Origin of the sequence: Amycolatopsis pigmentata (assembly GCF_042684065.1) — a bacterium.
GTDB classification, from domain to species: domain Bacteria; phylum Actinomycetota; class Actinomycetes; order Mycobacteriales; family Pseudonocardiaceae; genus Amycolatopsis_E; species Amycolatopsis_E pigmentata.
Genome location: NZ_JBHUKR010000006.1, coordinates 977,258 through 989,430, shown reverse-complemented (window position 1 = coordinate 989,430; position 12,173 = coordinate 977,258). Strand labels below are relative to the sequence as shown.

Annotated in this window: 11 protein-coding genes; 1 reads left to right on the top strand and 10 read right to left on the bottom strand. The window is 68.7% G+C overall.

Annotation, left to right across the window (positions count from 1 at the left end; all coding sequences use genetic code 11):
• Positions 1-4: 4 nt before the first annotated feature.
• The 10 genes from ACFSXZ_RS12520 to ACFSXZ_RS12475 form a co-directional block, all read right to left on the bottom strand.
• Positions 5-1,093 carry an ABC transporter ATP-binding protein gene (locus tag ACFSXZ_RS12520; protein ID WP_378264582.1) on the bottom strand — a complete coding sequence of 363 codons (1,089 nt, stop codon included), beginning with the start codon at positions 1,091-1,093 and terminating at the stop codon, positions 5-7.
• Positions 1,094-1,130: 37 nt separating this feature from the next.
• On the bottom strand, positions 1,131-1,997 hold the full coding sequence (locus ACFSXZ_RS12515; protein ID WP_378264580.1) for an ABC transporter permease: 867 nt from the start codon (positions 1,995-1,997) through the stop codon (positions 1,131-1,133).
• Positions 1,984-3,006: an ABC transporter permease gene (locus tag ACFSXZ_RS12510; protein WP_378264578.1), complete on the bottom strand. Its 1,023-nt coding sequence runs from the start codon at positions 3,004-3,006 to the stop codon at positions 1,984-1,986. The genes ACFSXZ_RS12515 and ACFSXZ_RS12510 overlap by 14 nt, the downstream gene beginning before the upstream one ends.
• Positions 2,991-4,592, bottom strand: coding sequence for an ABC transporter substrate-binding protein (locus ACFSXZ_RS12505; RefSeq protein WP_378264576.1), 1,602 nt, complete (start codon positions 4,590-4,592; stop codon positions 2,991-2,993). The genes ACFSXZ_RS12510 and ACFSXZ_RS12505 overlap by 16 nt, the downstream gene beginning before the upstream one ends.
• Positions 4,593-4,702: 110 nt before the next feature.
• On the bottom strand, positions 4,703-5,821 hold the full coding sequence (locus tag ACFSXZ_RS12500; RefSeq protein ID WP_378264574.1) for an NDMA-dependent alcohol dehydrogenase: 1,119 nt from the start codon (positions 5,819-5,821) through the stop codon (positions 4,703-4,705).
• 69 nt (positions 5,822-5,890) lie between these two features.
• Positions 5,891-7,000, bottom strand: coding sequence for an NDMA-dependent alcohol dehydrogenase (locus ACFSXZ_RS12495; RefSeq protein WP_378264572.1), 1,110 nt, complete (start codon positions 6,998-7,000; stop codon positions 5,891-5,893).
• Positions 7,001-7,096: 96 nt separating this feature from the next.
• Complete coding sequence (locus ACFSXZ_RS12490; protein WP_378264570.1) at positions 7,097-7,441, bottom strand: hypothetical protein; 345 nt, start codon at positions 7,439-7,441, stop codon at positions 7,097-7,099.
• On the bottom strand, positions 7,438-7,842 hold the full coding sequence (locus ACFSXZ_RS12485; protein WP_378264568.1) for a hypothetical protein: 405 nt from the start codon (positions 7,840-7,842) through the stop codon (positions 7,438-7,440). The genes ACFSXZ_RS12490 and ACFSXZ_RS12485 overlap by 4 nt, the downstream gene beginning before the upstream one ends.
• Position 7,843: 1 nt before the next feature.
• Positions 7,844-9,064 carry an NRAMP family divalent metal transporter gene (locus ACFSXZ_RS12480; protein ID WP_378264566.1) on the bottom strand — a complete coding sequence of 407 codons (1,221 nt, stop codon included), beginning with the start codon at positions 9,062-9,064 and terminating at the stop codon, positions 7,844-7,846.
• Between the two features lie 5 nt (positions 9,065-9,069).
• Positions 9,070-11,334, bottom strand: coding sequence for an ATP-binding protein (locus tag ACFSXZ_RS12475; RefSeq protein ID WP_378264564.1), 2,265 nt, complete (start codon positions 11,332-11,334; stop codon positions 9,070-9,072).
• A gap of 91 nt (positions 11,335-11,425) precedes the next feature.
• Between ACFSXZ_RS12475 and ACFSXZ_RS12470 the strand changes: the two genes are divergently transcribed.
• Positions 11,426-12,082 carry a helix-turn-helix transcriptional regulator gene (locus tag ACFSXZ_RS12470; RefSeq protein ID WP_378264562.1) on the top strand — a complete coding sequence of 219 codons (657 nt, stop codon included), beginning with the start codon at positions 11,426-11,428 and terminating at the stop codon, positions 12,080-12,082.
• Positions 12,083-12,173 lie beyond the last annotated feature (91 nt).

The window sequence follows — 12,173 nt, the reverse complement described above, 5'->3', positions numbered from 1 at the left end:
GGGTCTACTCCGTGCTCAAGGTGTCTTCGCAGGGGTGCCAGCACGCCCACCAGTGGCCGGTTTCCTGCTCTTCGAAGGGCGGCGCTTCGGTACGGCACTGATCGGTGGCGCGAGGGCAACGCGGCGCGAACGCACACCCCGCGGGTGGGGACGAAAGGTCGGGCGGCTGCCCGGGGGTGACCGGAAGTTCGGCGTGGGGCGGACGTTCCAGCCGCGGGATGGCGCCCAGCAAAGCCTGTGTGTAGGGCATGCGGACGTGGGAGAACAGTGTCCTCGCCGGCGCGTACTCCACCGCCTTGCCCGCGTACATCACGATCACGTCGTGCGCGTAGGTCGCGGCGAGGCCGAGGTCGTGGCTGATCATGATGATCGCGGTGCCCAGGCGTTCCTGGAGTTCCAGCAGCAGGTCCATGATCTGCGCCTGGGTGGTCACGTCCAGCGCGGTGGTCGCCTCGTCGGCGATCAGCAGCTTCGGGTCACAGGCCAGCGCGATGGCGATCATCACGCGTTGGCGCATGCCACCGGAAAGCTGGTGCGGATACTCGTGGAACCGCCGCTCCGCGGCCGGCAACCGGACCAGTTTCAGCAGTTCCACGGCCCGTTCCTGGGCCGCGGCCTTTGTGGTGAGGGGGTCTGGGGGCTTGCCCCCAGTGGGGGTGTGGGGGCCGTGCCCCCGCCGGGCACCAGCGTGTGCGCGCACGGCTTCGGTGATCTGGGTGCCGATGCGCATGGTCGGGTTCAGCGACCGGGCCGGATCCTGGAACACCATCGCGATGTCGGCGCCCCGGTGCCGCCGCATCTGCTTCTCGGACAGCCCGAGCAGTTCGCTGCCCTGGAACCGGGCCGATCCGGAGATCCGCGCGGTCGGCGGCAGCAGGCCCATCAGGGCACGGGAGCTCACGCTCTTGCCCGAACCCGATTCGCCGATGATCGCGAGCATCTGCCCGGCTTCGAGCCGGTAGCTCAACCCGTTCACCGCGTACACGCGGCGCCCGCGCGCGTCGAAGCGCACCCGCAGGTCCTGCACCTCGAGCAGGGGCGCCGGCCCGTCGTTGAATGTCACGACGGGATCGGTGACCTCTTCCACACTCATCGCGGTCCCTCCGGAATTTCGCCGCGGCGTCTGCGTGTCATCGGCCGCTCCAACGGCCGCGCAGGGTCTCGCCCAGCAGATTGAACGCCAGCACGGTCAGGAACAGCGCGACACACGGCCAGACCACCAGCAGTGGCGTGGCCGAAAGGCTCTGCTGTCCCTGGGCGATCATGTTTCCCCAGCTCGGCGCGGGCGCCGGGATGCCGAGCCCGAGGAAGCTCAGCGCGCCCTCGATCACGATCGTGATCCCCATGCCCAGCATCGAAAACGTGATCAGCTGCGGGGCGATGTTGGGCGCGATGTGGCGGAACAACGTCCGCCTCGTGCCGGTTCCGCACAGCATCGCCGCCACCATGAACGGCTGTTCCCGCAGGCGCAGTGTCGCGGCACGGGCGATCCGCGCGAACGCCGGCACCGAGAAGAAGGCGAGCGCGAAGATCGTGTTCAGCTGGCTGGGCCCGAGGCTCTGCGCCACGGCGAGCACCAGCACCAGGGAAGGGAACGCGATGAGCACATCGAGCAGGCGCATGATCAGCGTGTCCGCGATCCCGCCCGCGAACGCGCTCACGGCGCCGAGCGTGCCACCGATCGACAGGCCGATCACGTTCACCGCGACGCCGACGATCAGCGAGTTCCGTCCCCCGTAGAGGATCCGCGCCCACACGTCGTTGCCGTTGGGGTCGGTGCCCAGCAGATGTCCCGGCGAGAACGGCGGAAGGTCCGAACTCAGCACGTCACCGCCGACCGGTGAGGGCACCGAACCGATCAGCGGCCACAGGAAACAGCCGCCGACGGTCAGCACCAGCAACACGATCGGCACGGCCAGTTCGACGTGACGCAACCAGCCGCGGCTGCTCGGGGCCTCCTCGGTCAGCAGCACCGAGGAGGCATCAACCATTGCCATAACGAATCCTTGGGTCGAGCACGGCGTAGAGCAGATCGGTCAACAGGTTGGCCAGCACCGCGATGATCGCGAAGACCATGACGCAGTCCTGGACGACGATGTAGTCGCGGGTGTTGATGGCCTGCAACATCAGCTGTCCGATGCCGGGCAGGGCGAAGATCTGCTCGATGATCACGGTCGCGCCGATCAGCGTGCCGAGGTTCAGCCCGACCACGGTGATCAACCCGAAGGAGGAGTTGCGGAAGGCGTGCCGCAGCAGCACCTGCCACGGGCCGATGCCCTTCGCGCGCGCGGTGACGATGTAGTCCTCGCTCTGCAACTGGTCGACCAGGTCCCCGCGCAGGAACCGGGTGTAGAGGCAGAACAGCGGGAAAGCCATGCCCGCCGCGGGCAGCACCATCGACTGCAGGTTCGCCCCGAGCCCCTTGCTGATCGGGACGAACCCGATCGCCGGGAAGAGGGTCAACTGCACCGCGAACAACAGCACCAGCAGCAGCGCCACCACGTAGTTCGCCACCGACAACCCGGTGATGCTGACCACCATGCTGATGCGGTCCAGCAGCTTGTTCGGCCACCGCGCCGCGAGCAGCGCGACGGGGATGGCGGCGCCGAGCGAGAAGATGAAGGCCAGCGCCACCGCCTCACCGCTGACGCCCAGCCGCGAGATGATCTCCGACACCACCGGCTGGTGGCTCACCAGCGACCGGCCGAGGTCGCCGTGGAGCGCGCCGAAGAGCCAGTTCAGGTACCGGGTCACCGGCGGCTGGTCGAAGCCCATCTCGTGGTTGAGCGCGGCGACCTGGTCGGGCGTGGCCTCCGGGCCGAGCAGCAGCTGGGCGGCGTTACCCGGGATCAGGCTCAGCACCAGGAAGGTCAGGATGCTGACCCCGAGCACGATGGGTATCGCCATGAGCAGCCGCCTGCCGATCAGCCGCAGGCTGGGCGAGCTGGAGAGAATACCGAGCGCGCTCCGCTTCCCGGCCTGGCCGATCGTTACTGTGTCATCCATACCTGATCCCAGAGAATTCCCGAGTTGACCAGCAGCGGCGGGATCTTCGTGGTCAGACCCGGGCCGTGCACGCCGGAAACCGCGAGGTTCGCCGGTGCGAAGGCCAGGATGAAAGGCGCGTAAGCCTTGTCACTGATCAGCTTCCCCGCCTGGTTGTAGAGCCGTTGCCGGGTCGCCGGATCCAGCGCGGCCGCGGCCTGGTTGAGCAGATCGTCCAGCGCCGGGTCCTTCACGCCGCTGAACGGCACGTTGGACGCGAACCGGAACGACACGCCGACCCCGGCGGCCGGATCCCAGGCGCCCGCGGTCTGCAGCATCGCCTGCCACTTGTTCGAGTTGAAATTCCCGATCAGCGCGTTGAGCTGGTCGGAGTGCATGTTGACGGTGATGCCCGCCGCCTGCCACTGACTCTGGAGCGCGGTGTCGACCTGGTCGGCGACGTAGTTCGACAGCGTGCCGAGGTCCACCGTGAGCCCACCGAGCTGCTGCACCAGGTCCTTGGCCTTCTGCAGGTCGTAGGTGCGGTAGCCGTCGATCTTGTCGGTGTGGAACAGCCCGCCCGGCCCGGTGAAGGTCTGCGCGGCGGGGTAGACGTCCTTGAACAGGCCCTTGCGGATCGCGTCGACGTTGGTCGCGTAGTAGATCGCCTCACGCGCCCGCTGGTCGTTGAACGGCGCGGTCTTCGTGTTGAGCTGCACCACGTACGGCGACGTGGGCGGCTGGACGGTGACCGTGAGGTTCTTGTTCGTCTTGGCCTGCTCGAGCAGCGGGACGGTCACCAGGCCCTCGTAGGCCTGGGCCTGGCCGGCCAGCATCGCCTGGTAGGCGGGCTGGTCACCGCCTGCCGACTTGAACACCAGCTTGTCCAGGTAGGGCAGGCCGGGCTTGTGGTAGTTCGGGTTGCGGGTCAGGCGCAGCTCCGAGCTGAGCTGGTCGCTTTCCACCGTGAACGGCCCCGCCCCGACCGGCGTGAGCTTGAACTGGTCCGGGCCCATCTTCTGCAACGCGGTGGGCGAGGCGATCCAGTTTGCGTTGGACACGACCATCGAGTTGATCACCGCGCCGTAGGGGCGGGTGAACTTCAGGATCACGGAATTGCCGTCGGTGGTGATCGGGTCGGTGTCCACCAGCGGCCAGACGGGCTTGCAGGTGCACGTCGAAGTCTGGGCCCGTTTCCAGTTGAACGCGACCGCCTCGGCGTTGAACGGGGTGCCGTCGCTGAACTTGATCCCGTCGCGGATGGTGATCCGCACGGTCTTCCCGCCGTCGGCGAGTTCGTAGCCGCTGGCCAGTTCCGGCTCGACCCGTGCGTTGCTGCCGTCGTCGTTGGCGACCAGCTCGAACAGACCGCTGAAGATCGCGTTCATCTGGGTCAGGTTGGCCCCGCCGGTGGTGTCGGTGGCCGGGTCGAGGCCGCTCGGCCAGGCGCCGGAGAAGCTTCCCGCTTCGAGCACGGTGAGCGTGCCACCGTGCTGCGGAGGGCCCGCGGGGGCGCTTCCGTTCCCGCCGCCGCCACCACCGCCGCACGCGGCGGCCAGGAGTGCCGTCGCCGTCAACGCGATTGCCTGCTGAATCTTTTTCCTCACGTGCTTTCTCCCGCTTCGTTGCGGAGTGATCGTGATTCGGTTGGCCTCAAGGGTCGTCATCGGCCGCCGGGGAGGAGAGAACGCTTTCGCCCGGTGGAAGACAAACTCGCCTACTGCTCGTGGATGATGACCCCCCGGATGTTCTTGCCGTCGAGCATGTCCTGATAGCCCTGGTTGACCTCGTCCAGCGAATAGCGACGGGTGATCAACTCGTCCAGCTTGAGATCCCCGGAGCGGTAGAGACCGAGCAGCCGGGGAACGTCGTAAAGCGGGTTGCAGCCCCCGAACAGCGCGCCCCGGATCTGTCGCTGGTAGCCGATCAGCGACCCAGCGCGCACGTGGACGGCCTTCTCCCCCAGCTTGCCGACCGCGGTGATGGTCACCTTTCCGGTCTTGCCGACGACGGCCACCGCGGCGTCCACGATGTCCTGGGTCAGCACACCCGGGGTGCAGATGGCGTGGTCGGCGAGCTGTCCCCAGGTGGTCTCGACCACGAAGTCGTGCGCGGCCTTCGCGTCGGCGAAGGTATGCGTGGCACCGAAAACCTTGGCCATGTCCCGCTTGAACTCCACGGGATCCACCACGACCACGTTCTTCGCGCCGGCGTATCGCGCCCCCTGCACGGCATTGCTGCCCACGCCACCCGCGCCGTAGATCACCACGGTCTCGCCCGCGCGCACACCGGCCGCGTGCACCGCCGAACCCCAGCCCGTCGGGACACCGCACCCGACCAGCGCGGCGATCTCGAACGGGATGTCGTCCGGAAGGGGAATGCACGCCCATTCCGATACCACGGCGTATTGCGAAAACGTGCCCAGCGTGCAGAATCCGCCGAGATCGGTTTCCCCTTCGTGGAAGCGGAACGTGCCGTCCAGGAACATTCCCGTGCCCGCGTTGAGCCCCGCTTCGCACATGTTCTGGTTGCCGGTGGAGCAGGGACGGCATTTCCCGCACGCGGGGATGTAGGAGCAGACGATCCGGTCTCCCGGCTTCACCCTCCGCACGTCCGGGCCGACCGACTCGACCACCCCTGAGCCTTCGTGGCCGCCGACCACCGGCAGCCGGACCGGCGCGTCACCGCGGGTGATGTGGTCGTCGGAATGGCACAGGCCCGCCGCGTGGAACTTCACGCGGACCTCGTGTGCCTTCGGCTCGTCCAGGGTCAGCTCGGTGATCTCCCACGGCGTGTGAGCGCGACGGGTGATCGCGGCGCGTGTCGTGATCGGCATCTCCTCGGCTCCTTCAGTGCCCGTTCTTCGGCGCTCGTTCTCCGGCGCTCGTTCTTCAGTGCGCGTTCTTCAGTGCTCGTGAACGATCACGCCACGAATGTTCTTGCCGTCGAGCATGTCCTGATAGCCCTGGTTGATCTCGTCCAGCGAATAGCGACGGGTGATCAGCTCGTCGAGCTTGAGATCTCCCGAGCGGTAAAGGCCGAGGAGCCGGGGAACGTCGTAGAGTGGGTTGCACGCCCCGAAAATCGCGCCCTGTGCCCGGCGCTGGTAGCCGATGAACTGCCCGGCCGGGGCGTCCACGTAGCCGTCACCCACCGCGGTGATGGTCACCTTCCCGTTCTTGCCGACGATGTCGAGCGCGTTCGCGATGACCTCGTCGTGCAGCACGCCGACGGTGATCAGCGCGTGGTCGGCCAGCTGTCCCCAGGTGGTCTCGACCACGAACTCCTTCGCCGCCTCCGGGTCGGCGAAGGTATGCGTGGCACCGAAAACCTTGGCCATGTCCCGCTTGAACTCCACCGGATCCACCACGACCACGTTCTTCGCGCCCGCGTATCGCGCCCCCTGCACGGCATTGCTGCCCACACCGCCCGCGCCGTAGACGACCACGGTTTCCCCGGCACGCACTCCCGCCGCGTGCACCGCGGTCCCCCACCCGGTCGGCACGCCGCAGCCGACCAGCGACGCCACGTCGAACGGGATGTCCTCGGGAATCGTGATGCACGACCATTCGGACACCACGCCGTACTGCGAAAAGGTGCCCAGCACGCACAGTCCGCCGAAATCTTCGCCGCCGGAATGGAAGCGGAAGGTGCCGTCCGGGAATTCGCCGGTCGAGGCGTTCTTCCCCTCGTCACACAGGTTCTGATGCCCGGTCGAGCAGTAGCGGCACTGCCCGCAGGCCGGGATGAACGAGCAGACCACGTGATCGCCCACCGCGACCCGGGTCACCCCCTCGCCCACCGCGTCCACGACCCCGGCGCCCTCGTGGCCGCCGACCACCGGGAAACGCATCGGCGCGTCGCCCTTCTGGATGTGATCGTCGGAATGACACAACCCGGCCGCGTGGAATTTGATCCGCACCTCGTTGGCCTTGGGCTCGTCGAGCTCCAGGTCGGCGATCTCCCAGGGGCGCCCGGGTTCCCGGCAGATCGCGGCGCGCGTGGTGATGGTCATAGAAGGCACCATGGCCTGGCGCGGCCGGCGCAGCCATAGCGATTCCGTGACGCGAAACACGGGAACCGCCGACCTGGCCGCTCCGGGTGGTTCCTGCTAGGCGGGCAGCACGTCGATCGAGCGGTGCACGAGCTCCCGCGGTTTTCCGATCTCGATCCGCCGTGGGCCCACGCGGGTCACCTCGGACCACTCGACCACCCGGGCGTGACGGCTCAGCCACCGGAACAGCACGGTCAAGGGCCACGGCCCGGCCATCGCCTCGCGCATGAAGCCGAGCCGGTCACCGACACCGGCCTTGCCGCACTCCAGTGCCATCAGTTCGAACCTCGGCAGCACCCCGTCCCCCTCGTCCGTCCGCCGGAAGACCAGGTCGTGCACGCGCCCGACGGTCCTGCCGTGCGGGTCGACCACCTGGCAGCCGATCAGGTCGACCGCGTTCATCGCCCGCTCCCCGGAATCCTGGAGACGATCCGGTCCCACAACCGGTTTCCCCGGCGCGGGTCCGGCAGTTCGCGGGCGGGCACGCGCAGCCGCACCTCATGCCGGTCGAGCCGCTCGACCAGCTCCATCGGGATCCGCAGGGGCCGGTGACCGGCCGCGGCCCACCACCGGCCGACGGGACGGCCGAGCCTGGGGCCCAGGGCGGCGGGACCGCAGAGCAGAGCACTGACGAACGGCGAACCGCCGTCGCCGGGCATGGTCAGTTCGAGGTCGTCGACCTTGCCCACCTCCTCACCGTCGGCGTCATAGATCTGACGATCCCAGAGCATGTCGTTCGCCGTGACGGTCTCGGCGAAGATCCGGTGCGGGCTCTCGTCCGGGCCGGCCTGGTCACCGGTCATGTCACTGCCCCGCCCGCGTCACGATCATCAACGGGATCGCGGCCACCGACACCATCAGCATCACCACCAGCACGAGCATGGCCAAGCCGTTCTGCCACCTCTTGTTCACGTACTTCCCCAGGTATTCCCGGTCGTTGGCGACCACAAGCAGCGGGAAGTAGGTCAGCGGGATCGCGGCCGCGCCCAGCACCACGGAAAACAGCGTCACCGTCACCGGATCGATCCCGGTCAGCATCGCCACGGTCGCCACCAGCAGGGTCGCCAGGCACACCAGGTGGAATCGCGGTGCCTCCTCCCGTCGTCGCCACTTGCCCCAGGACCAGCCGAAGAACTGCGCCACGCCGTAGCCCGCCGACAACGCCGACTCGGCGGCCGCCGCGAAGATGCACGCGAAGAAGCCGATCAGGCTCAAGATCACGCCGACGGCCCCGAACGCCCGCGCCACCGGCAACGTCACCTGCCCGAGCTGGGTCACCTGCACCGTGCCTGGCCGCAGGAGCGGGATCACCGCGGCCATGATGATCAGGGTGAGCAGGCCGCCCAGGGGGAACCCGACCAGCGTGTTCAGCCTGGCCACCCGCAACTGCCCGACGCCCCATCCTTCCTCGCGCGCTCCGGAGGAGAAGAAGATCACCTGGTAGGGCACGATGCAGGCGCCGATCAGCGAGATCGCGTAGAACAACCAGTCCGGCAGCGTCTGTCCCGCCGGCACCGACGGGGCGACGATCTCGTGCCATACCGACGACCAGTCCATCGGCAGCACGGCGAGCGCGGCGGCGAACACCAGCAGGGCCAGGCCGAGGAGCCCGAAGACGGACTCGAGGAGATGGAACGGCAGCCGCCAGATCGACAGCCAGACAGCCAGTCCCACCACCGGAACCCAGACCAGGTAAGGCACCCCGGTGAACAGCTCCAGCACCAACGCGACGCCTCCGATCTCGGCGGTCGCGGTGAGCACCGCGAGCAGGCTGGTGGCCACCAGGTTCCCCAGCGCGACCCGCACCCCCAGGCGTTCCCTGATCACGTCGAAGACCGTCCGCCTGCCCACCGCCGCCACCCGGCCCGCCATCTCCCCATAGATGATCATGGCCGCGGTACCGAACACCACGGCCCAGGCCAGCGTCATGCCGAACCGTGCCCCGGTGATCCCGCTGGTGACGATGTTGCCGATGTCGACGAAACCGCCGATCGCGGTCATCACCCCGAGGGCGAGCTTGAGCACGCCCTTCACCCTGGCGCCCCAGGGGTTTGGTGATCTTCGGGCGTCCTGGCCAGCTCGGCGAGCGCTCTCTCCCGCTGCCGCACCACTCGCATACCGGACATGCCGGTGAGGATGGCGAGCGCGAAACGCAGGCACTTCCGCGCCTCGGCTGGCGCCCCCGCTTCACGCAACGCGATCCCTTCGGACAGCGCCGACTCGGCTTCGTCGACGTGAAATCCGTTGTCACGGAACAACATCCGCGCTTCCCGGTAGGTCTTCGCCGCCTGCCGCCACTGCCCCAGGCCGGCCAGCGCGTGCCCGCTCCCGAGCAGGGCCTCGCAGACGGGGTACGCCTGCAGGTCCGTCTTCGCCTCGTGACGGTAGTCGCCGACGGCGGCGAGCACTTCCCGGTGCACGGAAAGCGCCTCTTCGTAACGGCCCAGCGTGGTCAGGATCGAGCCCATCACGTTGCGGATCATGCACTGCCCCTCCCACAGACCGATCCGGGGCGCGATCTCCATCGCCCGTCCGGCATGCCGGAGCGCCTCTTCCGGACGGCCGAGCCGCAACAACGTCCGGGCCAGATGACTGCGGGTGCGTCCCTCCTCCACCTCTTCCGGGATCTCCAGCGCGATCTTCAGGGCCTCGCGATGCACGACGAGCCCTTCCTCGTTGTCCCCCAGCGAAAAGCTCAGCGCGGTTCCGGTGAAGTTGAGCAGCCTCACCTGTTCCTCCGGACTGCCCAACCGGCGCGCGGCTTCGACACCCAGGGTGAACATCTCCACCCACGGACGACCCTGGCTCCGTCCCCACGAATAGGGAAACAGGGCCTCGGCGAGAGCCATCACTTCGCGATCCCAGCCGAGCCTGGCCGCCTCGCGGTGCGCGGCCAGCCAGCTCGAGACCTCGCGGTCCAGCCATTCGACCGCCTCCCGCCGGGACGAGAACCGGCCGCCCTCGCGCAGGCCGTCCCGAGAGACCATGCCCGCCTCCGTCGCGGTGCCGATCAGGTACTCCAGCACGGCGGTGGAAAGCGCTTTCCGATCGCCCGGCTTGTCCTCCGCTTCCCAGCGTTCCCGCGCGAAGAGCCGGATGAGATCGTGGAACCGGAAGCGGCCCGGCGTCGAAGAGGACTGGACCAGGCTGGCGTCGATCAGTTCATCGAGGTAGGCATGGACGTCCGGCTCGGTGATGGAGGTGGCCACCGCCGCCGAGGAGATCCCGAAATCGCTGCCGGGCAGCGCCGCCAGCCGCCGGAACACCAGCCGCGCGGCCGGTGACAGGCGCCGGTAGGACATCTCGAACGCCAGCCGTACCTGCAGGTCGCCTGCCGACAACGAGCTGAGCCGGGTCCGCTCGTTCTGGAGCTGGGTGACCAGGTAGGCGATCGACCAGTGCGGCCGCGTGGCCAGCCGGTTGCCGGCTATCCGGACCGCCAGGGGCAGGCTGCCGCACAACCGGATCAGCTCCGCCGCCGCGTCGGGTTCGGCGCGGACCCGGTCCTGGCCGACGATCGAAGCCAGCAGGTCCGCCGCGTCGGGAACGTGCAGCGGGTCCAGCCACACCCAGCGGGCCGACTCCAGCCCGGCCAGCGCCTGACGGCAGGTGATCAGGATCAGGCTGCCCGGACCGGCCGCCAGCAGCGGGCGCACCTGCGCCTCGTCCGCGGCGTTGTCCAGCAACACCAGCACCCTGCGGCCGGCCACCACGGACCGGAGCAGCGCGCTTTGCTCGGCTTCCGGCGACGGGATCCGCTGCGGGGCCACCCCGAGCGCGCGCAGCAACTGATCGAGTGCCTCGCGTGAGGTGACCGGCCGTTCGTCCATACCCCGCAGGTCGACAGCGAAGCAGCCGTCCGGGAATTCGTCCCGCAACCGGTGCGCGGCCCACACCGCGAGGGCGGTCTTGCCCACTCCCGGATAGCCGATGATGGCGATCACGCCGGCGCCGGAGGCGATCTCCGAGCGCAGCCGTGCCAGGTCGTCCTCGCGTCCGAGCAGGTCCGGCACTGCCGGAGGCAGTTCCGAGGGCCGGGGAAGGTCCGGGGTCCGCGCGCGGCGTCTGCCTTCCCTGGCCACGGCCAGGAACAGCTCCCGGTCGTCACCGTCCAGGCCCAGCGCGTCCGCCAGCGCCTGCGCCGAGCGCCGCTGGGCCGCGTGCGAATGTCCGCGTTCCAGGTCACGCAACGCGCGGACGCTCATGCCCGACGCCTCGGCCAGGTCCACCTGCGTCAAACCCGCCGCGCGGCGATGGCCGAGCAGGAGTTTTCCGAACGTCAATGACTCATCCACCGTGGTCCATTCAACCGGCAGGATCGCCCCGGCGGAAAACTGCCTGTCCTTCCGCCTCGTTTTTCCTGCCGGAATCCGGTTTTCTGGCAGCATGCCGCAGAAGATCGACTTCCTGGACAGGCCCATGCGCACCCCACAGCCCCGTCCGGTCGTCCGCGTCGCGGTCCGTGCCGCCGATCCCCTGCTGCGCGCCGGGCTGATCGTCGAGTTGCGCGACAAGCCGGGTATCGAACTGGTCCCCGCGGAGGCGACCGAGAGCGACCACGCCGACGTGGTGGTCGCCATCGCCGGAGCGGACCTGACCGACCTGCCTCCGTCGCGGATACGGCTTGTGCTGATCGCCGACCACGCCCAGCCCGCCGACCTGTGGGCCGCCGTGGAGCGCGGGCTCGTGGTGCTGGTGCCGCGCGCGGAAGCGACCACGCCGCGTCTGCTCCGCGCGATCACCGATGCCCACAACGGCCGTGGCGACCTGCCCGCCGAGCAACTCGGCATGCTGCTGCGCAGCCTGTCGCGCCTGCACGAGGACACCCTGGCGCCGCGCGACCTCACCCTGACCGGCCTGTCCAAGCGCGAGACCGACGTGCTCCGCCTGCTCGCCGACGGGATGGACACCGGGGAGATCGCCACCGCGCTCGCCTATTCCGAACGCACGGTCAAGAACATCCTGCACGCCCTGCTCGCCCGGCTCGGTCTGCGCAACCGGACACACGCCGTCGCCCATGCCCTTCGTCATGGCCTGATCTGAGATTTCCGGCTCCTGGACGGCGCGGCGGCGAAGCCGCCCGGGCAGTGCCGTATAGGACGTTATACATCGATCGTCTGAAATCGGCGTTTTG